The sequence below is a fragment of the Burkholderia sp. MSMB2157WGS genome (assembly GCF_001532755.1).
In the GTDB taxonomy this organism is placed as follows: domain Bacteria; phylum Pseudomonadota; class Gammaproteobacteria; order Burkholderiales; family Burkholderiaceae; genus Burkholderia.
Map to the genome: position 1 here is coordinate 245,156 of NZ_LPJG01000025.1, position 26,099 is coordinate 271,254.

Here is a 26,099-nt window from a genome sequence, read left to right on the forward strand (position 1 = left end):
CGCACGATGCATCTGCTGCGCACCACGCCGGGCGGCTTCGTCGACGATACGCAGGGCGTCGTCCGGATCGACCAGCAGCCGGCCGACATCGTGATCCTGAGCTCGGCCGACACGACGTTGTCGTTGCTCGCGAGCGTCGTGCCGCACTTGCCGGCCGGGTTCCCGAGCGTGCGGCTCGCGAACGTCACGTTCCTGCGCCAGCCGGCGTCGGTCGATTTCTACGTCGACGACGTGCTGCGTCACGCGAAGACGGTCGTGATCGATCATCTCGGCGGCGAAGCGTACTGGCCGTACGGGATCGAGCAGGCCGTGTCGCTCGCATCGAAGCGCGGGCAACGGCTCGCGATGTTCTCGGGCGACCTGCAGGAGGACCCGAACCTCGTCGCGAAGAGCACGGTCGGGGCCGAGCTATGCCGGCTGTGGTGGCGCTACCTGCGCGAAGGCGGCGTGCACAACGCCGACGCGCTGCTGCGCAGCATCGCGTTTCACACGTTCGGCTTCGGCGACGAACCCGAACCGCCGCGGCCGCTGCCCGCCGCCGCGCTGTATCACCCGGCGCGCGACCGCGCGAGCGTCGACGACTGGCGGCCGCGCTGGACGCCCGGCGCGCCGGTCGTCGCGATCCTGTTCTATCGCGCGCACTGGCAGGCCGCGAACACGGCGGTGTTCGACGCGCTGGCCGACGCACTGATCGACCAAGGGCTGAATCCGCTGCCGATCGCGGTGACGTCGCTGAAGGACGCGGTGAGCCGCGAGGTCATCACGCAACTCTGCGACACGCACGACGTCGCGCTCGTGCTGAATACCACCGCGTTCGCGGCCGGCGCGATCGACAGCCCCGGGCACGACGTGCTCGCCGGCGACGCGCCGGTGCTGCAGGTGATCCTGTCCGGCGGCAATCGCGACGCGTGGGTGGCCGACAACCAGGGCCTGCACGCGCGCGACATCGCGATGCACATCGCGCTGCCCGAAGTCGACGGGCGCATCGTCACGCGCGCGGTGAGCTTCAAGGGGCTCGCGTATCGCTGCCCGCATACCGAGGTCGACGTCGTGCGCTACCAGCCGGATGCCGAGCGGATCGCGTTCGTCGCGGCGCTCGCGCGCGGCTGGTGCCGGCTGCGCACGCTGGACAATGCCGACAAGCGCATCGCGCTGATTCTCGCGAACTATCCGCAAAGCGAAGGGCGCATCGGCAACGGCGTCGGGCTCGACACGCCGGCATCCGCGCTGCGCGTGCTCGCGGCGCTGCGCGACGCGGGCTATACGGTGGCCGACCTGCCGCCCGACGGCGACGCGCTGATCGCGCGGCTCACCGAAGGCGTGACCAACGACGCGGCCGTGCACGCGCTGCGACCGGCGTTCCAGAGCTTCCCGCTGGCCGACTACGTCGCGCATTTCGCGCGGCTGCCGGCGGCCGTGCGCGACGCGCTGAACGCGCGCTGGGGGCCGCCTGAAGCCGACCCGACGCTGCGGCAAGGGCGTTTCACGATCGCCGGCTGGCGTGCGGGCAACGTATTCGTCGGCATCCAGCCGTCGCGCTCGCGCGACGACCACGATTACGCGAGCTATCACGATGCGGAGCTCGTGCCGCCGCATGCGTATCTCGCGTTCTATTTCTGGCTGCGCGATGCGTATCGCGTCGACGCGGTCATCCATCTCGGCAAGCACGGCAATCTCGAATGGCTGCCGGGCAAGAGCGTCGCGCTGTCCGACGCGTGCTGGCCCGACCTGACGCTCGGGCCGCTGCCGCACCTGTATCCGTTCATCGTCAACGATCCGGGCGAGGGCAGCCAGGCGAAGCGCCGCGCACAGGCGGTGATCGTCGATCACCTGATGCCGCCGCTCACGCGCGCGGAAAACTACGGCCCGCTGCAGGATCTCGAACGGCAGGTCGACGAGTACTACGAAGCGTTGATGGTCGACGCGCGGCGCGCGAAGCTGTTGCGCAAGACGATTCTCGCGACGATCGCCGAGCATCGGCTGCACGACGAACTGAGCATGTCGCCGCCGCGCGACGCGGGTGACGAGGATGCACTGCTCACGCGGGTCGACGCATGGCTGTGCGAGTTGAAGGAAGCGCAGATTCGCGACGGGCTGCACGTGTTCGGCGCGTCGCCGCTCGAGCGCCAGCGGCGCGACACGCTGCTCGCGCTCGCGCGCTTTCCGGTCGGCGACGGCAAGGGCGAACGGGCCGGGCTGATCGGCGCGCTCGCGCGCGATCTCGCGCTCGGCGACGCTTTCGATCCGCTCGCGGCCGACTGGGCCGCGCCGTGGACGGGGCCGCGGCCGACCGTCCTGCAGGCGCTCGACGCGTCGCCGTGGCGTCATGCGGGCGATACGCGCGAGCGGCTCGAACGGCTTGCGCAGCATTGGCTCGACGCCGTGTGCAGAACCGAATCTTTCGAGGATCCCGGCATCGCGATTCCGCCGCCCGGCGCATGGCCGCATACGCTCGCGGTGATCGAACGCGTGCGCACGATGCTGTTGCCCGCGCTTGACGCCTGCGGCGGCGAGGAAATGCGTCAGCTGCTGCGCGGGCTCGACGGCCGTTTCGTGCCGCCGGGGCCGAGCGGTTCGCCGTCGCGCGGCCGTCCCGACGTGCTGCCCACGGGCCGCAACTTCTATTCGGTCGATACGCGCGCGGTGCCGACGCAGGCCGCGTGGTCGCTCGGCCTGAAATCCGCGCAGCAATTGATCGAGCGCCATCTGCAGGATCACGGCGACTATCCGCGCGCGATCGGGCTGTCGGTGTGGGGGACGGCCACGATGCGCACCGGCGGCGACGACATCGCGCAGGCATTCGCGCTGATCGGCGTGCGGCCGAAATGGGCGCACGGCAGCCATCGCGTGACCGACTTCGAGATCCTGCCGATCGAGATCTTCGACCGGCCGCGCATCGACGTGACACTGCGCGTGTCGGGTTTCTTCCGCGACGCGTTCCCGAACCTGATGCACCTGTTCGACGCAGCCGTGCAGGCCGTCGCCGCGCTCGACGAGCCCGAGGCGCTGAACCCGATCCGCGCGCGCATCGAGCGCGAACGCGCGGCATGGATCGCGCAGGGCGTGGCGCCCGACGAAGCGCGGCGCCGCGCCGGCTGGCGCGTGTTCGGCGCGCGGCCGGGCAGCTACGGCGCGGGCCTGCAGGACCTGATCGACCAGCGCCGCTGGCAGACCGACGCCGATCTCGCGGACGCCTATCGCCGATGGGGCGGCCACGCGTACGCGCAGAACAGCGCGGGCGACGCGGCGGCCGACGTGTTCGGCGAACGGCTGGCGACGATCGACGTCGTCGTGCAGAACCAGGACAGTCGCGAGCACGACATCCTCGATTCGAACGACTACTACCAGTTCCAGGGCGGGATGACGGCGGCGGTGCGGCACCTGTCCGGACAGCAGCCGAGCATCTACCACGGTGACCATGCGAACCCGGTCGCGCCGAAGATGCGCACGCTGCGCGAGGAAATCGCGCGCGTGATCCGCTCGCGCGTCGTCAACCCGAAATGGCTCGACGGCGTGAAGCGTCACGGCTACAAGGGCGCGGCCGAGCTGGCCGCGACCGTCGACTATCTGTACGGCTATGACGCGACCGCACGCGTGCTGTCGGATCACCAGTACGCGCTCGTCGCCGACGCGTACCTGTTCGACGACGCCACCCGCGCGTTCCTCGAACGGCACAACCCGAAGGCGCTGCACGGGATCTGCGAACGCTTCGTCGAGGCGATGCAGCGCGGCCTGTGGCAGCAGCCGGGCGACTATCGCGAGCGGATCGAAGCGGTCTGGCTCGCGAGCGAACAACTTCAGGAAGGGGGGCGGCGATGACCGATCCGACGACGCACCGCGCCCGCGCGGTTTTTCCGTTTGCGGCGCTCGTCGCGCAGGACGCGTTGCAGCAGGCACTGCTGCTTGCCGCGATCGACCCGTCGCTCGGCGGCGTGCTCGTGAGCGGGCCGCGCGGCACCGCGAAATCGACGGCCGCGCGCGGCCTCGCGGAGCTGTTGCCGGAAGGGCAGTTCGTCACGCTGCCGTTGTCGGCGAGCGACGAGCAGGTGACGGGCACGCTCGATCTCGCGCATGCGCTGGCCGAAAACGGCGTGCGCTTCCGGCCGGGCCTGCTGGCTCGCGCGCATCTCGGCGTGCTGTATGTCGACGAAGTGAACCTGCTCGCCGACGGGCTCGTCGATACGCTGCTCGACGTCGCCGCGAGCGGCGTGAACATCGTCGAGCGCGATGGCGTGTCGCACGCGCACGACGCGCGTTTCGTGCTGGTCGGCACGATGAATCCCGAGGAGGGCGAGCTGCGCCCGCAGTTGCTCGACCGCTTCGGGCTGATGGTCGAACTGGAGAACTGTTTCGACGCCGCCCAGCGTGAGCGGATCGTGAAGGCGCGACTCGCGTTCGATCTCGATCCGGACGCGTTTCGCGCACGTCACGCGTCCGCTCAGCGGGAACTCGCGGACCGGATTCGCGCGGCGCGCGCCCGGCTGCCGGCGCTGGATTTCGACGATGCGGTCCATGCGCGCGTCAGCGCGCTGTGCATCGACGCGGCCGTCGACGGGTTGCGTGCCGATCTCGTGATGCTGCGTGCCGCGCGTGCGCTGGCCGCGCTGGAACGGGCCGCAGCGGTGGCGGTGTCGCACGTGGAGCGCGTGGCCGAGGCCGTGCTGCGGCACCGGCGCCATGCGGGGCCGCCGCCATCGCAGCAGTCTTCTCAGCAGTCGTCGCAGCACGATGGCGAACGCGACGGTCGTGCGCCGCCGGACCCGCGCCGGCGGCCCGACGACCGACCGCGCGAAAGGGGCGACACGGAGGCCGGCGCGTCGGCATCGCAGGGCGACTGGGGCTACCTGCCGCCCGAACCGGCCGGGCTGCGCGACGTGAAAAGCGTGGTGCCGCTGCCGCTAAAAAAAAGCTGAGCCATCGAGCCGGCGCCGCCGCGAACGCGATTCGCGGTCCTCGATGGCAGTCAGGCGCCGCCGCGCGCGTGCCGGGCACGGTGCGCGCCGGCACGGCCGTCGCCTGGCCGGCGACGCTTGCCGCGAAACGCGGCGGTCCGCTGCATCGCGATCATCTGCGCTACGGGAAACGCGCGGGCACGCCGCACGCGTTGCATTGCTTCGTGCTCGATTGTTCGGCGTCGATGCTGTCGCACGAACGGCTCGCGCTCGCGAAGGGACTGATCGTCGCGTATTTCGATCAGGCCGCGCGCGCACGTGTCGAAACCGCGCTGGTCTGCTTCGGCGGCAACGGCGCCGCGCGGCGCTTCGGCCCGGCCGTGCCGCGCTGGTGGAATGCGCGCTGGCTCGAGCCGGTCGACGGCGGCGGCGGCACGCCGCTCGCGGACGGCATCGCGGCCGCCGCGCAGTTGCTCGCCCACGCGGCGCGGCGCGCGCCGGGCAAAGCGCGCTGGCTGTGGGTGCTGTCCGACGGGCGCACGCGCGACACGCCGGCCAGACCCGCGGCGGCCGATCACGTCGTGTTCGTCGACTTCGACGATGCGGCCGTGCGGATCGGGCAGGGTGCGCGGCTCGCCGCGGCCTGGGGCGCGCAGTGGGTGACGGCCGACGCGCTTCGCACCGATCTCGCCGGCCGATGGCCGGCCGGCGATGCGCTATGATCGCCGCTTCTGCTTCTGCCCACCGGAAACCTCCACCATGCAAGTACTGGTCGATGCCGACGCGTGTCCCGCCGTCATCAAGGACATGCTGTTTCGCGCCGCGCGTCGCGCCGAGATCTGCGTGACGCTGGTCGCGAACCAGTTTCTGCGCACGCCGCCGTCGCCGTTCATCAAGGCCGTGCAGGTACCGGCCGGCTTCGACGTGGCCGATGCGCGCATCGTCGAGCTGACCGAACCCGGCGACCTCGTGATCACGGCCGACATCCCGCTGGCCGCCGCCGCGCTCGACAAGGGCGCGCACGCGCTCGACCCGCGCGGCAACTGGTTCAGCCGCGAGAACATCGAGGAACGCCTGTCGACGCGCGCGATGATGGACCAGTTGCGCAGCGCGGGCATCGACACGGGCGGGCCGGCGCCGTTCGGCGCGCGCGACGGCAAGGCGTTTGCGTCGCAGCTCGACCGGTTCCTGGCGCGGCACGGCAAGCCGTGACGGCACACGGCGCGCCCGGCCGGGATGCAGGCTTGCGCCGACGCTGCTATCGTGTGACGCGAACCCCAGTACAGGAGCGCGCGCGTGTCACCGACCCAACTTCTCGTTCCGACCTACACCCAGATGCTGCGGGCGCAGTCCGCGTGGCTCGACAAGGCCGTCGCGCACCGGCAGTCCGCCGGCGACGAACCCGACGCGGCGATGACGCTGAGGCTGGCGCCCGACATGTATCCGCTCGCCGCCCAGGTGCGCTTTTCGTGTTTCCAGGCGATGGAGCCGGTCCATCGGCTGCGCGGCGAACCGCTGCCAGCGGCATTGCTCGCGTTGCGCGAGGCGGGCTGGAACGCCGATGCGCAACCCGGTTCGCCGGCCGATGCGCAGGCGATCATCGCCGGCACGCTCGCCTTTCTCGGCGAACTCGCGCCGGATGCGCTCGATGGCGGCGCAGCGCTGCCGATCACGCTCGAGTTGCCGAACGGGATCGCGTTCGACATGACGGGCGAACAGTACGTGCGCGACTGGGCGCTGCCGCAGTTCTACTTCCACGCGATCGCTGCGTACGCGATCCTGCGCCATCACGGCGTCGAGCTCGGCAAGGCCGATTACGTGCCGCACATGCTCGCGTACGTCCGGCCGGGCACGATTCCGCAAGGCTGAGCCGGCCGCTCGGGCGGCCGTGAAGCGACATGACACGGGCACTGTTCATCTGCAGCCGCAACCGGCTACGCAGCCCGACGGCCGAAGCGGTGTTCGCCGCGTGGCCCGGCATCGAAACCGACTCCGCGGGCCTCGCGCCCGACGCGGACGTACGGCTGTCCGCCGAGCAACTCGACTGGGCGGACATCGTGTTCGTGATGGAGCGCGCGCACAAGGCGCGACTGTCGGCGCAATTCGGTGCGCATCTGAAGCACCGGAAGATCGTCTGCCTCGACATCCCCGACCGCTACGCGTTCATGCAGCCCGAACTCGTCGCACTGCTCGAACGCAAGGCCGGCCCGTTCCTGCGCGCGTAATCGCCGCGGTCGGCAGCCGAGCCGGCATCGACCTCAGCGAAGCGGCCCGCTCGCGAGCGCAGAGAAACAGTCGAGCCGCAGCAACTCGATGATCTTGCGCGTCGGCACGCTGGCGCGCAGCGTGTCGAGCCGGTCGACGGTGAACCACTTGCAGCGGGCGATCTCGTTGCTCGCGCGCGGCGTCAGGTGCGCCGGCACGTCGGCCACGAACACGTGATGCAGCTTCGTCAGCCCGCCGAACTGCACCGCGTAGTCGAGCGCGAGCCCCTCCAGTCGCGTTTCCTCCGCGAGTTCCCGCAGCGCGGCTTCGAGCGGCGTCTCGCCGCGCCGGATCGTGCCGCCCGGTAGCGACCAGCGCGCCGCGGTGCGCGCGACCAGCAGCACGCTGCTGCGCTGGCGGCACACGATCGTGGCGCGTTCCTTGTTGACGGCGAGGGTATCCGGCCCGGTGCTCATGTTCTGGCAAAACAGGTGCTGAATCGTGGAGGAAAGGCCCGTCGGCTGCGCAGGACCCGGCAGCAGGCGGCGACGGCATGCAAGCCGCCGCGCCGATGTTACCGGCCGTTCGTGACAATCGCGTGCACCCCGCGCTCGTGCCACGCACGCCAGTTCACGCGTGCGTGTAGATGCCGCCGCGCGCCGGCTTCACGGGGCGCGAATGGCGGCGCTTGTGCACCGCACGCCGGTGACGAGGCGACGGCGCGGTGACGTGCCGGCGTGCGGGCGCGGGCCGAGCCGCCGGCGCGGCAGCGTGCGGCGCCGCGCCCGGCATGCCGGCTTGTCCTTCGCCGAAGTGGAAAGTCTGGTTTTGCGCGTGCGCGACGCCCAGCGTCGACGCCAGCACGAAGGCCGCCAGCCACAACCGTTTCATGAATATTCCGCCTTGTTTGGGTAGGGATGAATGTCGCCCGCCAGCTTAGCCAACGGCGGGGTGCGACCGCAACCGGCGCGTTCGGTGTCTCCCCGCTTGCGCGCGGCGATGGGCTCGGCGCGGCAGCCGGGTCCATCCGGGCTTGACAATATAATTCGCGAGTGTGAATATAAATTCACACACACGAATTATTCGTCGAATCCGGAGAAACCGCGCCGCACGCGCTGGGCCGCCGGAACCGGCAGTCCGATCAACCGGAACCAGGAGCGAGACGCATGGCGGAACACGAGCAGCAGGGCGCGCTGGCGGGATTGCGCATCATCGATCTGTCGCGGGTGCTGGGCGGCCCGTACGCGACCCAGATCCTCGCCGATCACGGCGCGGAGGTGATCAAGGTCGAACCGCCGTCCGGCGACGAAACGCGCACGTGGGGCCCGCCGTTCGACGGCGACACCGCGTCGTACTTCCTCGGCGTGAACCGCAACAAGCTCGGCATCGCGCTCGACCTTACGCAGCCGGTCGATCGCGAGCGGCTGCTCGGGCTGCTCGAACACGCGGACGCACTGGTCGAGAACTTCAAGATCGGCACGATGGAGCGCTGGGGGCTCGGGTTCGACGCGCTGCATGCGCGGTTTCCGCGCCTCGTCCATTGCCGCGTGTCGGGTTTCGGCGCGGACGGCCCGCTCGGCGGGCTGCCGGGCTACGACGCGGCCGTGCAGGCGCTCGCGGGGCTGATGAGCGTCAACGGCGAAGCCGGCGGCGCGCCGCTGCGCGTCGGCGTGCCGATCGTCGATCTCGTCACGGGGCTGAACGCGGCGCTCGGCGTGCTGATGGCGCTGCGCGAGCGCGACGCCAGCGGCCGCGGCCAGTTCGTCGAGTCGACGCTGTTCGACTGCGCGCTGTCGATCCTTCATCCGCATACGCCGAACTTCTTCCATTCCGGCAACGCGCCCGTGCGCACCGGCAACGCGCATCCGAACATCACGCCGTACGACAGCTTTCCGACGGCGGGCGTCGACATCTTCCTGGCGGTCGGCAACAACGGGCAGTTCGCCGCGCTGTGCGACGTGCTCGGCACGCGCGACTGGCTCGACGATCCGCGCTTCGCGGACAACCGCGCGCGCAACCAGCATCGGACCGTGCTGCGCACGCTGCTCGAAACGGCGCTGGCCGCGCACGACGGCGCCGTGCTCGCCGAGCAACTGATGCGTCGCGGCGTGCCGTGCGCGCCCGTGCTCGGGCTCGATGCGGCGCTCGACCACCCGCATGTCGCGCATCGGCGGATGAAGGTCGAACTGGGCCGGCATCGCGGCATCGCGTCGCCGATCAAGCTGGGCCGCACGCCGGCCACGTACCGGCGTCCGCCGCCCGCGCTGAACGAACATGCGGCGCAGGTGTTCGCGGATGGCAACGACAACGACGACGGCCGGAGCTGACCGCCGTCGCGGCCGCCTGCCGTGCCGTGTCGCGGCACACATCATCGTTCGGACATCACGCCGGCCCGCGCGTCGACACGCACCGACAAGCGCACCGGCAGAAGAGGAGACGCATCATGCTCGCATCGATCGGCGCGGTCGCCATCGTCGCGCTGTTCGGCCTGATCATCACGAAGCGGCTGTCGCCGCTCGTCGCGCTGATCGTCGTGCCGGTGGCCGCGTCGCTCGCGGCCGGTTTCGGGCTGCAGACCGGCAAGTTCGTCGTGCACGGCGTACAGAACATCGGCCCGATCGCCGGGATGTTCGTTTTTGCGATTCTTTTTTTCGGTATCCTGACCGATGCGGGGATGCTCGACCCGATCATCGCCGGCGTGCTGCGCGTGATCGGTTGCCATCCGCCGCGCATCGTGATGGGCTCGGCGCTGCTCGCGCTGCTGATCCATCTCGACGGCTCCGGCGCGGTCACGTTTCTCGTCACGCTGCCGGCGATGATGCCGCTCTATACGCGGCTCGGGATGGATCGCCGCATCCTCGCGTGCGTCGCGTCGATGGCGGCCGGCGTCAACTTCCTGCCGTGGGTCGGGCCGATGCTGCGCGCATCGGCGGCGCTGCACATTCCCGGCTCGGCGATTTTCATGCCGATGATTCCGGTGCAGATGGTCGGGCTCGCGTTCGTATTCGGCACCGCCTGGGTGCTCGGCGTGCGCGAGGCGAAGCGGTTGGGGCTCGACCGCGCCGGCGCCGCATCGCTCGCGATTGCGCCGCGCGAGCTGACCGACGCCGAACGCGCGTTGCGCCGGCCGGGACGGTTCGGGATCAACGTCGCGCTGACGCTCGTCGTGCTCGTCACGCTCGTGTCGGGCATCGTCGACCCGATGGTGATGTTCATGCTCGGCACGGTCGCCGCGCTCGTGATCAATTACCCGGACGTCCAGGCACAGCGCGAGCGGATCGACGCGCATGCGAAGGCCGCGCTGATGATGGCGAGCGTGCTGCTCGCGGCCGGCGCGTTCACGGGAATCATGTCCGGCACCGGGATGCTCAAGGCGATGGCCGAGGTCGTCGTCGCGCACGTGCCCATCGAGCATGCGCGCCACATGCCGTTCGTGCTCGGGCTGCTGTCGATGCCGCTCAGCCTGCTGTTCGACCCCGATTCGTTCTACTTCGGCGTGCTGCCCGTGCTCGCGGAAAGCGGCAAGCTGCTCGGCGTGCCGCCGATCCAGATGGCGCAGGCCGCGCTGCTCGGCCAGATGACGACGGGCTTCCCGGTGAGCCCGCTCACGCCCGCGACGTTCCTGATCGTCGGACTGACCGGCGTCGAGCTCGCCGAGCACCAGAAATTCACGATTCCGTTCCTGTTCGCCGCCACCGTGCTGATGGTATTCGCCGCGGTCGCGACGGGCGTGTTTCCGTTATGACCGTGCGCGTTGCCCCGACGCCACGTGCCGGCCGCCCGAAAGCGTTTTTCGTCGGCGCGACGGCCGGGGCGGCCCGGTGTCGTCGCGAAGGCGGCGCGGCCGTTCACGTTTTCCTGGAGAGCAATCCATGCAGTTCGACCTGACCGACGACCAGCGCGCGATCGAAAGCGCGATCGAGAAAATCTGCGAGCGCTTCGGCGACGACTACTGGCTCGAACGCGATCGCGCGGGCGGGTTCCCGGCCGATTTCCACGCGGCGCTCGCCGACGCCGGCTGGCTCGGCATCGCGATGGATCCGGCCTACGGCGGCGCCGGGCTCGGGATGACCGAAGCCGCGCTGATGATGCGCACGATCAGCGCATCGGGTGCCGGCCTGTCCGGCGCGTCGGCCGTGCACATGAACATCTTCGGGCTGAACCCGGTGCAGGTGTTCGGCAACGACGCGCAGAAGGCGCGCTTCCTGCCGCCGCTGATCGCCGGGCACGACAAGGCGTGCTTCGCGGTGACCGAGCCCGACGCCGGGCTCGATACCACGCACCTGAGCACGCAGGCGCGCCGCGACGGCGATCACTACGTGCTGAGCGGGCGCAAGATCTGGATCTCGACCGCGCAGGTGGCGAACAAGATGCTGATCATCGCGCGCACGACGCCGCTCGACCGGGTCGCGAAGCCGACCGACGGGCTGAGCCTGTTCTATACCGACCTCGACCGTTCGCGCGTCGAGGTCCGCGAAATCGAGAAGATGGGCCGCAAGGCGGTCGATTCGAACATGCTGTTCATCGACAACCTGCGCGTGTCGCGCGACGACCTGATCGGCCACGAAGGCGACGGCTTCCGCTATCTGCTGCACGGCCTGAACCCCGAACGGATCCTGATCGCCGCCGAGGCGATCGGGCTCGGGCAGGCCGCGCTGCGCCGCGCGACGCAGTATGCGTGCGAGCGCGTCGTGTTCGGCCGGCCGATCGGGCAGAACCAGTCGATCCAGCATCCGCTCGCACAGGCGTGGATGCAGCTCGAAGCCGCTTGGCTGATGGTGATGAAGGCCGCGACGCGCTACGACGCGGGCCAGTCGTGCGGCGCGGAGGCGAACGCGGCGAAATACCTCGGTGCGGAAGCCGCGTTCCAGGCCTGCCAGACGGCGATCGCGACGCACGGCGGGATGGGGTATGCGAAGGAATACCATGTCGAGCGCTACCTGCGCGAGTGTATGATTCCGAGGCTCGCGCCCGTGAGTCCGCAACTGATCCTGTGCTACATCGCGGAGAAGGTGCTCGGGCTGCCGAAGTCGTACTGACCGTACCGACCCGGCGGCTCGCCCGGCGCGCGGTTTCCCGTTCCGAATCAAGCGCTCGTCATGGACGTCAAACTCGTTGCCCGCACGCTCGACCTGTTCGAGCTGTTCGCCGCCGAACGGCGGCCGCTGCCGCTGACCGAACTCGCGCGCCTGCTCAACGTGCCGGCATCGAGCTGTCTCGCGATGGCGCGCACGCTCGTGAGCCGCGGCTACCTGTACGAAGTGCGCAGGCGCGGCGGCTACTATCCGACGCGACGCCTGCAGACGGTCGCCGCCGCGATCGACGCGACCGATCCGGTCGTCGACGTCGTGCATCCGCACCTCGTCGCGCTGCGCGACGCGAGCCGCGAAACCGCCGTGCTCGGCAAGATCCAGGGCGTGTCGGTCACGTACCTCGACGTCGTCGAATCCGAGCAGGCGATCCGTTATACGCGCCAGCCGGGCGAACTGCGCCCGCTGCATGCGAACTCGATCGGCAAGGCGATCTTCGCGGAACTCGCGAGCGACGCGCAGCAGGCGCTCGGCGTGCAACTGCCGTTCGAACGCTTCACCGACGCGACGGTGGCCGACCTGCCGGCGCTCGTCGCGCAGACCGCGCGGTTTCGCGAGCTCGGCTGGGCGGAGAACTTCGGCGAGAGCGCGCCCGAACTGTCGGCGATCGCGGTCGCGCTGACGCTCGACGGCGACTGGTACGGGCTGTCGGTCGTCGGGCCGACCGAGCGGATTCGCCAGCATCGCGACGCGCATGCGGCGCTGCTCGTCGACGCGAAGGCGCGGCTGCTGGCCGAGCACGCACGCGGGTAGGGCAGCGGCACCCGACGGCGCCGGCAGCGGGCCGTCGCCGGCGTGCGGTCCTGCCACGCCGGACACGGCCCGCCGCGCGTCACGCGCCGGCCCGTCGCGACGTCACGACTTCACCCACACGCCGCCCGCGCTCGGGTTGTCGCCCTGCGTCCACCATTTCGCGCAATACTTCGCGCCCTGGTACGTCACGCACGTGCCGCCCTGGTAGGCGGTCGTCGCCGACCACGCGGGCGTGCCGCCGCCGACCGGCTTCCACACGGCCGCCTGCCCGGGCACGTCGCCCTGCGTCCACCACTGCGCCTGATACGTCGTGCCCTGGTAGGTGACCGTCGCGCCGGCCGTATAGACCTGGCCGGCCGCCCACGGTGCGCCCGGCTGCGGCGTGCCGCCGTTCGTGCCGCCGCCGTAGTTCGGGTCCTGCGTGACGCCCGCGCCCCACTTGCCGTCGAGCTTCTTGAAGATCGTCGCGAACGCGTACGGCTGCTGCGCGACGCCCGAGCAGGTCGGCGACGCATACGTGCCGCCCGACGGACACGCCTGGTCGCGGCCGACCGACCAGTTGCCGAAGAAGCCGTAGCCGTTCGCGACCGCCGCGTTCAGTACGGTCTGCGCATTCGCGAGCGTGAACGTCTCGCCCTGCACGTCGTTGACGCCGATCATCGGCGTGACGCCGACCATCTGCCACAGCTGCGCATTGGTCTTCGGCTGGCCGGCCGACTTGAACGCCGTGTCGAGCTGCGAGTAGAGCGCCTGCGCGGCGCTGATCGCCGCGGCGCCCATGTCGATGTTCGCCGGACCGTAATCCATCGCCATCACGTTGACCGCATCGAACGCGGTCTTGTTCGCGATGGCCGCGTTGACGACGTTCACGCCGTCCTGCGTGAGCCCGGTCGGCATCGTCGGCAGCGTCAGCGTCACGTGCAGCGGCTTGCCCTTCGCCGCGTAGTCGGCCTGCAGTTGCGCGACGGCCTGGAAGTTGCGCGCGATCGCCGCCGTGTCCTGCTGCGACCCGCCCTCGATGTCGAAGTCGACGTGGGTGAGGCCGTACGTGTCGATCACCGTCTGGTACGCGGTTTTCAGCGCGGGGACCGTCGAGCACGCCTGCATCAGCGGCGTGCCGTTCGCGCCGCCGAACGACACGGCGACTTCGCCGCCTTTCGCGCGGTAGCTCGCGATCGACGTGGACAGCGCAGTCAGCAGGTCGCCGCTCGCGCCGTTGCCGATCGGCTGCACGCCGCCCCACGACGGCACGCAGCCGTTGCCCGCGACCACGAACGCGAGCGTGAACTGCTGGATGCCCTGGCGCACGCCGATCTGGTCGACCAGCGGTGTCGGATAGAGCGTCACGTCGACATAGGGCGCATAGACGCCGGCACCGTGCGACACGCTCGCCATCGCGAGCAGACAACCCGCGGCAAACGCACGCGGAACGAAACGCGTCAACGCATTGTTGTTCATTCTGTGTTCTCCAAGTGGAAGAGGGATACGCTGGCCTGCGTATCGCCGCCGATGGGGCGGCACGTGCCCCGCCGGCGGCGTGCCTATCTTGGAGGATTCGCGTCGAATAGGGAATTTAGGTGTTCTTCTTTTTGTTATTCGATTCCCGATACGTAACGAACTTGCCGATTCGGTCGCATTTCGAAACGCAGGGCGGGCACTTTTTCCGACCGATCGCGCGACGCGGTGCGTATGGACCGGTTCCAGCGAACCGGCGACGCACCGGCATGACGACTTCCGGCTCGCGTGCATCCGCATTCACGCGAGCGCCGCCGGAGAGCGCCGCCGGATGCGGGACGCGCGCCGGCTGGAACGCCGCGGCCTTCAGCGATACCAGCGCGGCGTATAGACCCATTCGCGCGCGTTGCCGATCGCGAATCGCCGCGTCGTCGACGAGCCGACGATCACCATCGTGCGCATGTCGACCTGGTCGCCACGTAGCGCGCCGAGGGTCGTCGTCGAAAGCGTCGAGCCCGGCCGGCCGATGTCGCGGCCGAGCACGACCACCGTGTCGGCCGTGCGGTACGCGCGCACGATATCGAGCGCACGGTCGAGCTGCCACGGCCGCGCGCGCGAAATCGGGTTGTAGAACGCCATCACGAGATCGGCTTGCGCCGCATGCCGCAGGCGCGTCTCGATCACGTCCCACGGCTTCAGGTTGTCCGACAGCGAGATCGCACAGAAGTCGTGGCCGAGCGGCGCACCGGCCTGCGCGGCCGTCGCGAGCGACGCCGAGATGCCGGGCTCCACGCGCAGGTCGACCGCGGCCCATTGCGGGTCGCGCGCTTCGTCGAGCGCTTCGAGCACGGCCGCGGCCATCGCGAATACGCCGGGGTCGCCCGACGATACGACCGCGACGCGGCGGCCCTCGGCCGCCAGTTCGAACGCATGGCGCGCGCGCTGCATTTCCTCGCGATTGTCGGTGCCGTGCACGCGCTGGTCCGCCCGGAACGGGCCGGCCATGTTCACGTAGGTCGTATAGCCGAGGATGTCGGTCGCGTCCGCGAGCGCTGCGCGTGCGGCCGGCGTGAGCCACGCGCCGCCGCCCGGGCCGAGACCGAGCACCGTCAGGCGGCCGCGCGCGCGGCCGAGCGTCGCGGGATCGACCGGATGCGATGCGACCGCGCACGCGAGGCCGTTCGATTCTTCACGCAGCGTGTGGGGAACGCGCAATGCGCGAGCGAGCAGCGTGGCGGCGTCGGCGGGCGTGTCGCGGTCGCTATCGACGAAGCGCAGCGGCACGTCGAGCGTGCTCGCCGCTGCTTCCAGTGCGGCGTCGCCGATCGCCGACGCCGGCGCGACGATGGCCGCGAGCGCCAGCCGTGCGAGACCCTGTTCGTCGAGCGTGGCAGCGACGCGCGCGGCCAGTGCTTCGTCGGCATGCACGGCATGAGCGGCGACGCCGACCACCACGCTGCGCGGATGGATCACGAGTTCGTCGCGCGCGCCACGCCACGCGTCGGGCGTCACGCGAATCGCGTGCGCGGCTGCGGCATCACGGGGCAGCGCGACGTCGTCGAGCCACGGCGCGGCGCCGTCGACGCGCGTCGACGCGCCCGCGAGCAGGTCGGACACGAAGCGCTTGCCCTGCGCGAGATCGGCGAGCGCATAGCCTTCCGGCGGATTGAGCACGCACGCGCCGAAGCGCAGTTCGCCGCTCGTCGTGATCGCGGGCGCGCCGCCGACGCATTCGGCGATTTCGCGCGCGATCGCGTTGACGCCCGTCAGCCCGCCGAGCAGCGGCACGACGGCCGAACCGTCTTCCGCGACCGCGAGCACCGGCGGCTCGACGCCCTTGTCGGCGAGCGCGGGCGCGAGGCAGCGGATCACGATGCCGGCCGCGCACAGCGCGACGATCGGCAAGCCGCGCGCATACAGTTCGCGCAGGTGCGCGCCGAGTTCGTCGAACGGCACGTCGGCGTCGACGCGCGACGCGAGCCCGTGCACACGGGCGCCCGGGTAACGCATCTGGATGCGTCGCGCGGTATCGAGCGCGCTCGCGCCGAGAATCACGATCGCGGGCGGCGTCGTCATCCTTGCCATTTTTCCCCCGGCACGACGAGCAGCGAGAAATACGGCGACGCCATCGGATCGACCTCGTCGAGCGGCACGATGCGCTGGTTCGCCATCGTCGCGCGCTCGACGTACAGCGCGCGCTTCGCGAGCCCGAGTTCGTCGAGCACGCGCCGCACCTTGTCGAAGTTGCGGCCGAGCTTCATCACGACCGCCGCATCGGCGCGCGCCAGCCGCTCGCGCAGCTCGTGCTCGGGCAGCACGCCCGACAGCACCGACAGGCTCTGGTTGCGATAGACGAGCGGCTGGCCGAGCACCGCCGTGCCGCCGAGCATCGCGCACACGCCGGGGATCACCTCGGTGTCGTAACGCGGCGCGAGGCGGTCGTGCAGGTACATGTACGAGCCGTAGAAGAACGGGTCGCCTTCGCAGATCACCGCGACGTCGCGGCCCGCATCGAGGTGCGCCGCGACGATCTCGGCCGCGGTGTCGTAGAAATCGGCGATCACCGTCTCGTAGCACAGCGGCGGCGGCAGCGCCTCGGTCGTCACCGGATAGACGAGCGGCAATTGCGTCTGCCCGTCGAGCAGGTGCGCTTCGACGATGCCGTACGCATTGCCTTTCTTGCCTTTCGCGACGAAATACGTGACCACGGGCGCCGCCTGCAGCACGCGCAGCGCTTTGATCGTCATCAGTTCGGGATCGCCGGGGCCGACGCCGACCCCGAACAGCCGTCCGTGCGCGCGCGTCATTCGACCTCCGTCGCCAGCGCATTGACCGCGGCAGCGGCCATCGCGCTGCCGCCGCGCCGGCCGAGCAGCGCGACGTACGGCACGCCGCGGCTGTCGGCATCGAGCATCGCCTTCGATTCGGCCGCGCCGATGAAGCCGACCGGGAAACCGAGGATCAGCGCGGGGCGTGGCGCGCCGGCGTCGATCATGTCGAGCAGGTGGAACAGCGCGGTCGGCGCGTTGCCGATCGCGACGACGCTGCCCGCGAGATGCGGGCGCCACAGTTCGAGCGCGGCGGCCGAACGCGTGTTGCCGAGGTGCCGTGCGAGGTCGGGCACCTCCGGCTCGCCGAGCGTGCAGATCACGCGATTGGCCGCCGGCAGCCGCGCGCGCGTGATGCCTTCGGCGACCATCCTCGCGTCGCACAGGATCGGCGCGCCGGCCGCGAGCGCCGCGCGGCCGGCCGCACCGGCACCGGCCGAGAAGCGCAGGTCGTACACGACGTCGACCATCCCGCACGCGTGGATCACGCGCACCGCGAGTTTCTCGAGATCGGGCGGAACCCGCGACAGGTCGGCCTCGGCGCGGATCGTCGCGAACGACTGGCGGTAGATTTCCTGCCCGTCGCGAATGTAGTCAAGCATCGGTGGTGTCCTGGCTGTGCCGCGCGTCCATGAGTCGGACCGCGGCCTGATCAATCGTCAGATGGCGCGCGAGTGGGGCGCCGAGGCCCGCGGCCGCGTCGCGCCGGTAAAGGTCGTAATGCGCGGGCGCCACCGCGACGAGCGTATGGGTGGCCGGGTGCGGCAGCGCGCAGTGGCGCTCGCAACCGGTCAGATGCACGTCGAGCGGATGGCCGACGCGCGCGGCGAGTGCGTGCGCGTCGTGTTTCGTGTCGGCGCGCGCTTTCGCGCAGCCCGTGCTGCCGGTGCAGGCGACGAGCGCGGCCAGCGGGTCGGACGACGCGCACACGAGGCCGAGCGACGCGAGTGCGTCGCGCATCGCAGCCGCGCGCTCGTTCGGCACGCCGTGCACGAACACGCCTTGCCACGGCGTCATCGACAGCGTGCCGTCGCCGTCGGCTTCGGCCAGTACGGCGAGCCGCTCCAGTTGCGTCGCGTCGAGCCGCCCGAGCGCGAATTGCGCGCCGACGCTGCAACGCGCCGTGTCGCGCGACGGACGCGCGCCGAAACGCAGCGCTGGGTCGACGCGCGTGCGCCGCCAGCCGGCAAGCGCCGGATCGGCCGCGAGCGGGAAGGGCAGGTAGTGTTGCGCGCGCGCGAGCAGCGTGGGCTCGCCGCACGTCGCAAGCAATGCGCGCATCCGCGTGACGTCGGCCGGCGCGAGATCGAGGAACGCGAGCAGCAGCGCGCGAACCAGTGCCACGCCCTGATCGACGGACACGTCGACCGAAGCGGGCCGATCGCCGTGCGCCACCGGCGGACAGCCGGCCAGCCCCGCCGCCAGGCGTACCGCGCCGTCGCCGCGGCGCCACGCGGCCAGCCAGATGTCGTGCTGATGATCGAGCGCCGCGACCGTTTCGCCGCCGTCGAGCTGAATCGAGAATTTCGGCGACAATTCGCCGCGACGCGGCTCGCTCGCGAGCATGTCGAGCAGCGGCACGGCGAGCGCGTAACTATCGACGAGTGCGGCGGGGTCGTGCCCGGCGAGCGGGCTCAACATCACGTTGCGGACGTCGTCGCTCGCCGCGAGCGCGGCCGCATTGACGATGGTGGCGTCGTCGGCGCTTGCGCGCGGGCCGAGCCCCGCATCGAGCAACGCGCGCACCAGCGCATCGGCCGCGCCGTCGCGAATGCCGCGCAGCTGGAGATTCGCGCGATTGGTCGCATCGATCGCGCCGGAGCCGTACAGGCGCGCGGCGGCGGCGATCGCGCGCGCCTGGCGCGCGTCGAGCCGGCCGCCCGGCAGCTTGATCCGGCACAGCCCGCCGTCGGCGGCCGCGACCACGCGCACGAGCCCCGGGCAGGCCGACGGGCGCACGACGGACGACGCAGGAATCGAATCGGGAACGGAACTCAACGGGATAGCGCAACAGTGTGGCGCCGCGGCCAACGCATCGGTACACCCCGCCCGACGCCGACTGGCACGCACGCACTTTCTGGCCGGCAGGTCTCCTGGCTGACAGGTCGGCGCCGGCTCCCGGCCTTCCCGGTGAAACCAGTGGCATGAGGGGGGATCGGCTCGCTGTCTACAGTTGCGGGGGCAGCCACAGCGGCGCGCGGTGCGCCCTGTGTTCCCTCTTCGGCCCCGAAGGGCACCGGCGAACGAACGGCCGTAGGATACCCGATTTCGGCCGCGATTCGCGACCGGCTGGCCGTTCGCGGCGGGCGGCGCAGGCAATGCCCGGGGGCGAGCGGGCGGCCGGATGAAACGCGGAGTGGAACACGGTACCATGCCGTTTTTCGCCATGCGGACGGCCGCATCGGCGCTTTCGGGGCCGCGCGGCGACACGATGAAATCGAACGATGGGGAAGGGTGGATGACGGCGTGGCTGACGGTAGTGGGCATCGGCGACGACGGTTACGCGGGGCTCGGACGCCACGCGCGGCGCGCGCTGCTCGACGCGACGCGCGTGGTCGGCGCGAAACGGCATCTCGACATGCTGCCCGCACGGCTGCGGGCGACGCGCGAAGCATGGCCGTCGCCGTTCGACCTGTCGGGGCTGCTCGCACGCCGCGGCGCGCCCGTGTGCGTGCTCGCGAGCGGCGACCCGATGCTGTTCGGCGTCGGCGCGACGCTCGCCCGTGTGCTTTCTCCCGACGAATGGCGCGTGCTGCCCGCGCCGTCGTCGCTGTCGCTCGCGGCCGCACGCCTCGGCTGGGCGCTGCAGGACGTGGGCGCGGTCTCGCTCGTCGGGCGACCGCTCGCGACGCTGGCGCGCCATCTGCTGCCGGGCCGGCGCCTGTTCGTGCTGAGCGCCGACGGCCGCACGCCGGCCGCCGTCGCGGCCGAACTCACCGCCCGCGGTTTCGGGCCGACGCGCGTCAGCGTGTTCGAACACCTCGGCGGCCCGCTCGAGCGACGGATCGATGGCCTCGCGCAAGACTGGAACGTCGACGAAGCCGCCGCGCTCAATCTCGTCGCGCTCGACTGCCAGGCGGGCCCCGACGCACCGCGCCGCGCGCTCACGCCCGGCCTGCCCGACGACGCGTACCGTCACGACGGCCAGCTCACCAAGCGCGACCTGCGCGCGATGACGCTCGGGCGACTCGCGCCCGCGCCCGGCGAACTGCTGTGGGACGTCGGCGCCGGCAGCGGCTCGATCGGCATCGAATGGATGCGCGCGCATCCATCGTGCCAGGCGATCGCGATCGAAGGGCATGCGGAGCGGCAGCGCTTCATCGAACACAACCGCGAGACGCTCGGCGTGCCGGGCCTGCAACTCGTCGCGGGCCGTGCGCCCGCTGCGCTCGCGGGGCTCGCCGCGCCCGACGCGATCTTCATCGGCGGCGGCGCGACGGCGCCCGGCGTGCTCGACGCGTGCTGGGCGTCGCTGAAACCCGGCGGGCGGCTGGTCGCGAACGCGGTCACGCTGCAGGGCGAGATGGCGCTCGCCGCGTGGCGCGACGTGCACGGCGGCACGCTCACGCGCGTGTCGCTCGCACATGCCGAACCGCTCGGCCGCTTCGACACGTGGCGACAACCGCTGCCGGTCACGCTGTACGACGTGCGCAAGCCCGACGCGGCCGATACGGCCGGCTCGTCGACCCCGTCGAATCCGTCGAACGCAACGGACGCGTGATGCGCGACGAAACGCCCGAACAGCCCGCGCCGCTGCGCTTCGGCTACACGACCGGCAGTTGCGCGACCGCGACGTCGCTCGCGGCCGCGCGACTGCTGCTCGCGGGCCACGCGGACGACGCGGTCGAGATCGTGCTGCCGAAGGGACAGCGCGTGATGATGCGGCTCGAATTCTGCCGCGCCACGGCCGACGGCGCCGAAGCCGGCACGATCAAGGATGCCGGCGACGATCCGGACGTCACGCACGGCGCGCTGATCTTCGCGCGCGTCGCGCTCGCGGCGGTGTCCGGCGTGCGCTTTCATGCGGGGCCGGGCGTCGGCACGGTCACGCGGGCGGGGCTCACGCTGCCGGTCGGCGAGCCGGCGATCAACCCGGTGCCGCGCCGGATGATGACCACGCACCTGGAAGCGCTCGCCGCCGAGCACGGCTACGCGGGCGGCTTCGACGTGACGATCGGCGTCGACGGCGGCGAGGCGCTCGCGCTGAAGACGATGAACCCGCGCCTGGGCATCGTCGGCGGGCTGTCGATCCTCGGCACGACCGGCATCGTGCGGCCGTTCTCGTGTTCGGCCTATATCGCGTCGATCCATCAGGGCATCGACGTCGCGCGAGCGAACGGCATCGCGCACATCGCCGCCTGCACCGGCAACGCGAGCGAGGACGCGATGCGCGCGCACTACCGTCTGCCCGACATGGCGCTGATCGAGATGGGCGACTTCGCGGGCGCGGTGCTCAAGCACCTGCGGCGCGCGCCGGTCGCGCGTCTGTCGATGTGCGGCGGCTTCGGCAAGCTGAGCAAGCTCGCGGCCGGCCATCTCGACCTGCACAGTCGCCATTCGAGCATCGATCTGCCGCTGCTCGCGCAATGGGCGGCCGAAGCCGGCGCGAGCGATGCGCTGCAGGCCGCGATGCGCGCCGCGAACACGAGCCAGGAAGCGTTGAAACTGGCGCAGGCCGACGGCGTGCCGCTCGGCGATCTCGTTTGCGCCCATGCGTTGCAGGTGGCGCGCGACATCGTGCCGCCGTCGGTCGCGGTCGAGATGTTCGCGATCGACCGGCAGGGCCGCTTCGTCGGGGAGGCGCGATGAGCCCGCGCATTCTGCTGCTCGGCGGCACCGGCGATGCGCTGAAAATCGCGCGTGCGCTCGGCCCGCATCATGTTTATAGTCTCGCCGGCCTCGGCAAGACGCCCGACGATCTGCGCTGCGACGTGCGCGTCGGCGGCTTCGGCGGCGCAGCCGGGCTCGCCGCGTATCTTCGCGACGCCGGCATCGGCCTCGTGATCGACGCGACGCATCCGTATGCCGCGCAAATCAGCGCGAACGCCGCGGCGGCGACGCGCGACGCGGGCGTGCCGCTCTGGGCGCTGCGCCGCGCGCCGTGGACGCCGCAACCGGGCGACGACTGGCGGATGGTCGACGACTGGGCTGGCATCGAGGCCGCGCTCGCGCCGTTCAAGCGCCCGCTGTTCACGCTCGGCCGCGAACCGCTCGCGCATCTCGACACGATCCCGCCGCACCAGTTCTGGCTCGTGCGCTGCCTCGACGCGCATCCCGGCAACGCCCGCGCACAGGTCGTCGCCGCGCGCGGGCCGTTCACACCCGACGGCGAGCGCGCGCTGTTCGCGCTGGCGGGGATCGACGTCGTCGTCAGCAAGAACAGCGGCGGCGCGGCCACCGAGGCCAAGCTCGACGTCGCACGCGAACGCAGGCTGCCGGTCGTGATGCTGCGCCGGCCGCCGCTGCCCGATGCCGACCGTGCGTTCGACTCGGTCGCGGCGCTCGTCGACGCACTCGATCCGGCCGCGCGCGCCTGATGCGATGCAGCGGTCATCCCACGAATTGACGGAGAAATTTCGATGACGGTGTATTTCATCGGCGCCGGCCCCGGCGACCCGGAGCTGATCACGGTGAAGGGCCAGCGCCTCGTGCGCACGTGCCCGGTGATCCTGTATGCGGGCTCGCTCGTGCCGGCCGCCGTGCTCGACGGTCATCGCGCGGAGCAGGTCGTCAACACGGCCGAACTCGACCTCGATGCGATCGTCGCGCTGCTCGCCGCCGCGCATGCGAAAGGGCAGGACGTCGCGCGCGTGCATTCGGGCGACCCGTCGCTGTACGGCGCGATCGGCGAGCAGATCCGCCGCCTGAAAGCGCTCGGGATTCCGTACGAAATCGTGCCGGGCGTGACGGCCACGGCCGCGTGCGCGGCGGCGCTCGGCGTCGAGCTGACGCTGCCCGGCGTCGCGCAGACGGTGATCCTCACGCGTTTCGCGGGCAAGACGACGATGCCGGAAGGCGAAGCGCTCGGCTCGCTCGCTGCGCACCGCGCGACGCTCGCGATCCATCTCGGCGTGCGCCATCTCGCGCGCATCGTCGACGAAGTGCTGCCGCATTACGGCGCCGATTGCCCGGTGGCGGTGATCTATCGCGCGAGCTGGCCCGACGAGGAACGCGTGACGGGCACGCTGGCCGACATCGTCGGCAAGGTGCAGGGCACGCAGATCGAGCGCACCGCGCTGATCCTGATTGGCCGCGTGCTCGACGCCGACGGGTTCGCGGATTCGACGCTGTACGCGAGCGCGGGCTGAACGCGCCCGCGCCGTGGAGCCGGGTATCTGGACGGGCCGCGAGGATATTGCCGGTGCGAGCATGCCGGGGACGACACCGGGCATGCAGGCACCCGCGCCGCTGGCCCGCGGCGTCGCTCAGGCCCGCGCGACGTGCCGCACCAGTTTTGGCGCAAACCCGGACGCGAGCACGAACAGCACGACACACAGGCACGCCATCGCGATCCATGCGGGCGTCAGGTCCGCGAGATGCTGGCGCACGATGCCGGCCGCGAATGGAAACAAGCCGGCGATCAAATAGCCGACACCCTGCACGAACCCCGTTAGCGACGCGGCATCAGCCGGCGTCGCCGCATGGTCGACCGTAACGATCAGCGACAGCGGAAACAGTGCGCCGATTCCCGCGCCAAGCAGCAGCGCGGCCGGCAGCGCGAGCGCGTCGGGTGCGGCCAGCATCACCAGCAACCCGACGCATAGCGACGCGATCGCCGCATGCAGCGCGGGCCGGCGATCAGGCAGATGGTCGATCGTCGCGGAGATCGTCAGCCCCGCGACGACTTCCGCGAGCGTCACGCCGCCGAGCAGGCTGCCCGCCGCGGTCGGCGACCAGCCGAGCCGCATGTAGTACGGCGGCAGCCATGCGAGCACGAGCGTGTAGGCGCCCGTCGCGATGCCGAAGAACAGCGCGAGTCGCCAGGCGCGCGGCGAACGCGACGGCCGCGCGCCCGATCCGGATACCGGCCCGCCGGCCAGCGCGTCGCCGCCACGGCTCGCCAGCGGCCACGCCAATGCGGCGAGCGCCGCCGGCAGCGCCCAGCCGGCGAGCGCGGCAAGCCAGCCCCAGCGCGCCGCGGCGAACGGCGCGACGACGCTCGCGAGCACCGCGCCGCCCATGATCGACGTCGAGTAGACGCCCATCGCACCGCCGATGCGCGTCGCGAAATGCGCCTTCACGAAGCCGGGCAACAGCGCCTGCACCATCGCGATTCCGACGCCCGCGCAGCACGCGCTCGCGAGCAGCAGCCATGCGTGCTGCGCGCCGACGCGCGATGCGCAAGCCAGTCCGATCAACGCGACGCCGAGCCACACGCCGCCCGCGATCCCGGCGATGCGCTGCAGGCGCCGCGCGCCCAGCGCGCCGAACCCCATCAGCAGGATCGGGATCGTCGTCAGCAGGCTCGCCGCGCCGTCGCCGATACCGGTCGTGCGCTGGATCATGTCGAGCAGCGGACCGATCGCGGCGAGCGCCGGCCGCAGGTTCAGCCCGACGAGCACGATCGCGGCGAGCCGCCATCCGGGGGAAGTGAAGCGATTCATCATCAGCTGCTCCGAGAAACCCCGCCATTGATGGCGGGAAAGAAAGGCGTACGGTTGACAGGCAGCTTCTTCCACAGGTTAGGATCACCTGCATGATCCTTGTCTACCGCTACCGGGTGAAGTCGCTCAACGGACTGCTTAGCAAGCAGAGCCGTGCGGTGAACTACGTCTGGGACTTCTGCAATGACACGCAGAAGCACGCGCTCAAGTGGAGCAAGAAGTGGCCGACGGGATTCGATCTGAACGTGCTGACGACCGGCAGCAGCAAGGAACTCGGCATTCACTCCGGCACGATCAACGCGACGTGCGAGCAATATGCGAAATCGCGCAGTCAGCACCGTCGGCCCTACCTGCGCTATCGCGGCAGGAAATCGCTGGGCTGGGTGCCGCTGAAGGGGCGTGACCTGAAGCGCGAGGGCGACGCGTTCCGCTTTGCCGGCAACACGTTTCGCGTGTTCAACAGCCGACCGCTTCCCGAAGGCAAGATCAAGGACGGGACCAACTTTGCGCAGGATGCACGCGGCAACTGGTTTCTCAACATCGTGATCGAGATGCCGGATGTGGAGGCCCGATCGATCCGCTCTGGTGTCGGCATCGATCTCGGCCTGAAAGACTTCGCCACACTTTCGACCGGCGAGAAACTGCCCAACGACCAATTCGGCAGACGCGCGGCGGAAAAGCTGGCGAAAGCCCAGCGAGCGCGAAAGCACAAGCGGCATATCGCGAAGCTGCACGCCAAGGTCGCGAATGCCCGTGCCGATTTCCAGCACAAGCTCGCGCTCGATCTGGTGCGGCGTTTCGATTACATCGCGGTCGGCAACGTATCTGCCGTCAAACTTGCCAGAACCAGGATGGCGAAGAGCGTCTACGACGCATCCTGGTCGTCCTTCCGAAACAAGCTCCGCTACAAAGCGATCGCGCACGGGGCCACGTACAAGGAAGTCGACGAAAGCGATTCGACCCAGTCCTGTTCGTCGTGCGGGTCGAAAGACAGCACGATGCGGCCGAAAGGTATCGCGGGACTGCGAGTAAGAGAATGGGCCTGCAGTGAATGTGGTGTCGTACATGATCGTGATATCAACGCTGCGCTGAACATTCTCCGATGCGGACGTGCATCGCCAGGTGTGGGAATCCCCTCCCTTTAGGGAGAGGAGGGCGTCAATGCAAGCCCTCGATATCGGTGCGCGGCTGCCCGCGAGGCGTCGCGCGTTTTTCAGGTAAAGTATCTCGACATCAAGATAAATGGCGATTTATCTCGACGTCAAGATAACT

At 70.5% G+C, this 26,099-nt stretch carries 24 protein-coding genes and 1 riboswitch; of the genes, 15 read left to right on the plus strand and 9 right to left on the minus strand.

The genetic code is table 11. From position 1 onward, the window contains the following. Window positions 1-6: 6 nt before the first annotated feature. From cobN to WT53_RS16070, 6 genes are all read left to right on the plus strand, one after another. Window positions 7-3,819, plus strand: a complete 3,813-nt coding sequence (cobN, locus tag WT53_RS16045; protein ID WP_034207300.1) for a cobaltochelatase subunit CobN — start codon at window positions 7-9, stop codon at window positions 3,817-3,819. Further along, window positions 3,816-4,913: an ATP-binding protein gene (locus tag WT53_RS16050; RefSeq protein WP_034207301.1), complete on the plus strand. Its 1,098-nt coding sequence runs from the start codon at window positions 3,816-3,818 to the stop codon at window positions 4,911-4,913. Before cobN ends, WT53_RS16050 begins: the two co-directional genes overlap by 4 nt. 68 nt (window positions 4,914-4,981) lie before the next feature. Further along, window positions 4,982-5,614 carry a VWA domain-containing protein gene (locus WT53_RS16055; protein ID WP_034207302.1) on the plus strand — a complete coding sequence of 211 codons (633 nt, stop codon included), beginning with the start codon at window positions 4,982-4,984 and terminating at the stop codon, window positions 5,612-5,614. A 37-nt stretch (window positions 5,615-5,651) separates the two neighbouring features. Then, window positions 5,652-6,104, plus strand: coding sequence for a YaiI/YqxD family protein (locus WT53_RS16060; RefSeq protein ID WP_034207303.1), 453 nt, complete (start codon window positions 5,652-5,654; stop codon window positions 6,102-6,104). A gap of 84 nt (window positions 6,105-6,188) precedes the next feature. Further along, complete coding sequence (locus tag WT53_RS16065; protein WP_034207304.1) at window positions 6,189-6,761, plus strand: DUF1993 family protein; 573 nt, start codon at window positions 6,189-6,191, stop codon at window positions 6,759-6,761. Window positions 6,762-6,790: 29 nt separating this feature from the next. Further along, window positions 6,791-7,117: a low molecular weight protein tyrosine phosphatase family protein gene (locus WT53_RS16070; RefSeq protein WP_034207305.1), complete on the plus strand. Its 327-nt coding sequence runs from the start codon at window positions 6,791-6,793 to the stop codon at window positions 7,115-7,117. A gap of 33 nt (window positions 7,118-7,150) precedes the next feature. Here the strand turns inward: WT53_RS16070 and WT53_RS16075 are convergent, their stop codons facing one another. After that, on the minus strand, window positions 7,151-7,573 hold the full coding sequence (locus WT53_RS16075; RefSeq protein ID WP_034207306.1) for an NUDIX hydrolase: 423 nt from the start codon (window positions 7,571-7,573) through the stop codon (window positions 7,151-7,153). A gap of 154 nt (window positions 7,574-7,727) precedes the next feature. Continuing rightward, entirely contained in the window at window positions 7,728-7,988 is a 261-nt protein-coding gene (locus tag WT53_RS16080; RefSeq protein WP_034207307.1) for a hypothetical protein, read from the minus strand. A gap of 275 nt (window positions 7,989-8,263) precedes the next feature. Here WT53_RS16080 and WT53_RS16085 point away from each other — a divergent pair, with 275 nt between their 5' ends. The 4 genes from WT53_RS16085 to WT53_RS16100 all read left to right on the plus strand — a co-directional run bounded on the left by WT53_RS16085 (window position 8,264) and on the right by WT53_RS16100 (window position 12,940). Beyond that, entirely contained in the window at window positions 8,264-9,424 is a 1,161-nt protein-coding gene (locus WT53_RS16085; RefSeq protein ID WP_034207308.1) for a CaiB/BaiF CoA-transferase family protein, read from the plus strand. A gap of 116 nt (window positions 9,425-9,540) precedes the next feature. Beyond that, window positions 9,541-10,842 (plus strand): CitMHS family transporter, encoded by a 1,302-nt coding sequence (locus WT53_RS16090; protein ID WP_059826652.1) that lies wholly within the window; start codon window positions 9,541-9,543, stop codon window positions 10,840-10,842. A gap of 127 nt (window positions 10,843-10,969) precedes the next feature. Beyond that, window positions 10,970-12,136, plus strand: coding sequence for an acyl-CoA dehydrogenase family protein (locus WT53_RS16095; protein WP_060260570.1), 1,167 nt, complete (start codon window positions 10,970-10,972; stop codon window positions 12,134-12,136). Window positions 12,137-12,196: 60 nt separating this feature from the next. After that, complete coding sequence (locus WT53_RS16100; protein WP_060260573.1) at window positions 12,197-12,940, plus strand: IclR family transcriptional regulator; 744 nt, start codon at window positions 12,197-12,199, stop codon at window positions 12,938-12,940. Between the two features lie 102 nt (window positions 12,941-13,042). Here WT53_RS16100 and WT53_RS16105 read toward each other — a convergent pair whose 3' ends face one another. The 6 genes from WT53_RS16105 to cobG form a co-directional block, all read right to left on the minus strand. After that, entirely contained in the window at window positions 13,043-14,398 is a 1,356-nt protein-coding gene (locus WT53_RS16105) for a chitinase (RefSeq protein WP_034207312.1), read from the minus strand. A 115-nt stretch (window positions 14,399-14,513) separates the two neighbouring features. Continuing rightward, window positions 14,514-14,792 (minus strand): hypothetical protein, encoded by a 279-nt coding sequence (locus WT53_RS16110; protein WP_059785746.1) that lies wholly within the window; start codon window positions 14,790-14,792, stop codon window positions 14,514-14,516. Then, window positions 14,762-16,471 carry a precorrin-3B C(17)-methyltransferase gene (cobJ, locus tag WT53_RS16115; protein ID WP_060260576.1) on the minus strand — a complete coding sequence of 570 codons (1,710 nt, stop codon included), beginning with the start codon at window positions 16,469-16,471 and terminating at the stop codon, window positions 14,762-14,764. The genes WT53_RS16110 and cobJ overlap by 31 nt, the downstream gene beginning before the upstream one ends. Further along, a complete protein-coding gene (locus WT53_RS16120; protein ID WP_060260579.1) occupies window positions 16,468-17,202 on the minus strand; it encodes a precorrin-2 C(20)-methyltransferase in 735 nt (244 codons plus the stop codon). Before WT53_RS16120 ends, cobJ begins: the two co-directional genes overlap by 4 nt. Next, a complete protein-coding gene (locus WT53_RS16125; RefSeq protein ID WP_034207315.1) occupies window positions 17,199-17,825 on the minus strand; it encodes a precorrin-8X methylmutase in 627 nt (208 codons plus the stop codon). The genes WT53_RS16120 and WT53_RS16125 overlap by 4 nt, the downstream gene beginning before the upstream one ends. Further along, window positions 17,818-19,182, minus strand: a complete 1,365-nt coding sequence (gene cobG / locus WT53_RS16130) for a precorrin-3B synthase (protein ID WP_306453930.1) — start codon at window positions 19,180-19,182, stop codon at window positions 17,818-17,820. The genes WT53_RS16125 and cobG overlap by 8 nt, the downstream gene beginning before the upstream one ends. Window positions 19,183-19,288: 106 nt before the next feature. After that, window positions 19,289-19,479: riboswitch (cobalamin riboswitch) on the minus strand. A 202-nt stretch (window positions 19,480-19,681) separates the two neighbouring features. Between cobG and WT53_RS16135 the strand changes: the two genes are divergently transcribed. Genes WT53_RS16135 through cobM form a run of 4 tightly spaced genes read left to right on the plus strand, consistent with a single transcriptional unit; the run spans window position 19,682 to window position 23,531 of the window. Continuing rightward, window positions 19,682-20,944, plus strand: a complete 1,263-nt coding sequence (locus WT53_RS16135) for a bifunctional cobalt-precorrin-7 (C(5))-methyltransferase/cobalt-precorrin-6B (C(15))-methyltransferase (protein WP_060260756.1) — start codon at window positions 19,682-19,684, stop codon at window positions 20,942-20,944. Next, window positions 20,944-22,032 (plus strand): cobalt-precorrin-5B (C(1))-methyltransferase, encoded by a 1,089-nt coding sequence (locus WT53_RS16140; RefSeq protein WP_060260584.1) that lies wholly within the window; start codon window positions 20,944-20,946, stop codon window positions 22,030-22,032. Before WT53_RS16135 ends, WT53_RS16140 begins: the two co-directional genes overlap by 1 nt. Next, complete coding sequence (locus WT53_RS16145; protein WP_060260588.1) at window positions 22,029-22,760, plus strand: cobalt-precorrin-6A reductase; 732 nt, start codon at window positions 22,029-22,031, stop codon at window positions 22,758-22,760. Before WT53_RS16140 ends, WT53_RS16145 begins: the two co-directional genes overlap by 4 nt. A gap of 42 nt (window positions 22,761-22,802) precedes the next feature. Then, window positions 22,803-23,531: a precorrin-4 C(11)-methyltransferase gene (gene cobM, locus WT53_RS16150; protein ID WP_059785759.1), complete on the plus strand. Its 729-nt coding sequence runs from the start codon at window positions 22,803-22,805 to the stop codon at window positions 23,529-23,531. Window positions 23,532-23,648: 117 nt separating this feature from the next. On the opposite strand, the gene WT53_RS16155 is transcribed toward cobM, so the two are convergent. After that, on the minus strand, window positions 23,649-24,827 hold the full coding sequence (locus tag WT53_RS16155) for an MFS transporter (RefSeq protein WP_059785986.1): 1,179 nt from the start codon (window positions 24,825-24,827) through the stop codon (window positions 23,649-23,651). Between the two features lie 92 nt (window positions 24,828-24,919). Between WT53_RS16155 and WT53_RS16160 the strand changes: the two genes are divergently transcribed. Then, complete coding sequence (locus tag WT53_RS16160) at window positions 24,920-25,972, plus strand: RNA-guided endonuclease TnpB family protein (protein WP_059826670.1); 1,053 nt, start codon at window positions 24,920-24,922, stop codon at window positions 25,970-25,972. Window positions 25,973-26,099 lie beyond the last annotated feature (127 nt).

Bases quoted from the DNA above. Each gene is read 5' to 3' on its own strand.
- cobN (WP_034207300.1), top strand. From the start codon at position 7: ATGCATCTGCTGCGCACCACGCCGGGCGGCTTCGTCGACGATACGCAG.
- WT53_RS16050 (WP_034207301.1), top strand. From the start codon at position 3,816: ATGACCGATCCGACGACGCACCGCGCCCGCGCGGTTTTTCCGTTTGCG.
- WT53_RS16060 (WP_034207303.1), top strand. From the start codon at position 5,652: ATGCAAGTACTGGTCGATGCCGACGCGTGTCCCGCCGTCATCAAGGAC.
- WT53_RS16070 (WP_034207305.1), top strand. From the start codon at position 6,791: ATGACACGGGCACTGTTCATCTGCAGCCGCAACCGGCTACGCAGCCCG.
- WT53_RS16075 (WP_034207306.1), bottom strand. From the start codon at position 7,573: ATGAGCACCGGGCCGGATACCCTCGCCGTCAACAAGGAACGCGCCACG.
- WT53_RS16080 (WP_034207307.1), bottom strand. From the start codon at position 7,988: ATGAAACGGTTGTGGCTGGCGGCCTTCGTGCTGGCGTCGACGCTGGGC.
- WT53_RS16085 (WP_034207308.1), top strand. From the start codon at position 8,264: ATGGCGGAACACGAGCAGCAGGGCGCGCTGGCGGGATTGCGCATCATC.
- WT53_RS16090 (WP_059826652.1), top strand. From the start codon at position 9,541: ATGCTCGCATCGATCGGCGCGGTCGCCATCGTCGCGCTGTTCGGCCTG.
- WT53_RS16095 (WP_060260570.1), top strand. From the start codon at position 10,970: ATGCAGTTCGACCTGACCGACGACCAGCGCGCGATCGAAAGCGCGATC.
- WT53_RS16100 (WP_060260573.1), top strand. From the start codon at position 12,197: ATGGACGTCAAACTCGTTGCCCGCACGCTCGACCTGTTCGAGCTGTTC.
- WT53_RS16105 (WP_034207312.1), bottom strand. From the start codon at position 14,398: ATGAACAACAATGCGTTGACGCGTTTCGTTCCGCGTGCGTTTGCCGCG.
- WT53_RS16110 (WP_059785746.1), bottom strand. From the start codon at position 14,792: ATGGGTCTATACGCCGCGCTGGTATCGCTGAAGGCCGCGGCGTTCCAG.
- cobJ (WP_060260576.1), bottom strand. From the start codon at position 16,471: ATGACGACGCCGCCCGCGATCGTGATTCTCGGCGCGAGCGCGCTCGAT.
- WT53_RS16120 (WP_060260579.1), bottom strand. From the start codon at position 17,202: ATGACGCGCGCGCACGGACGGCTGTTCGGGGTCGGCGTCGGCCCCGGC.
- WT53_RS16125 (WP_034207315.1), bottom strand. From the start codon at position 17,825: ATGCTTGACTACATTCGCGACGGGCAGGAAATCTACCGCCAGTCGTTC.
- WT53_RS16135 (WP_060260756.1), top strand. From the start codon at position 19,682: ATGACGGCGTGGCTGACGGTAGTGGGCATCGGCGACGACGGTTACGCG.
- WT53_RS16140 (WP_060260584.1), top strand. From the start codon at position 20,944: ATGCGCGACGAAACGCCCGAACAGCCCGCGCCGCTGCGCTTCGGCTAC.
- WT53_RS16145 (WP_060260588.1), top strand. From the start codon at position 22,029: ATGAGCCCGCGCATTCTGCTGCTCGGCGGCACCGGCGATGCGCTGAAA.
- cobM (WP_059785759.1), top strand. From the start codon at position 22,803: ATGACGGTGTATTTCATCGGCGCCGGCCCCGGCGACCCGGAGCTGATC.
- WT53_RS16155 (WP_059785986.1), bottom strand. From the start codon at position 24,827: ATGAATCGCTTCACTTCCCCCGGATGGCGGCTCGCCGCGATCGTGCTC.
- WT53_RS16160 (WP_059826670.1), top strand. From the start codon at position 24,920: ATGATCCTTGTCTACCGCTACCGGGTGAAGTCGCTCAACGGACTGCTT.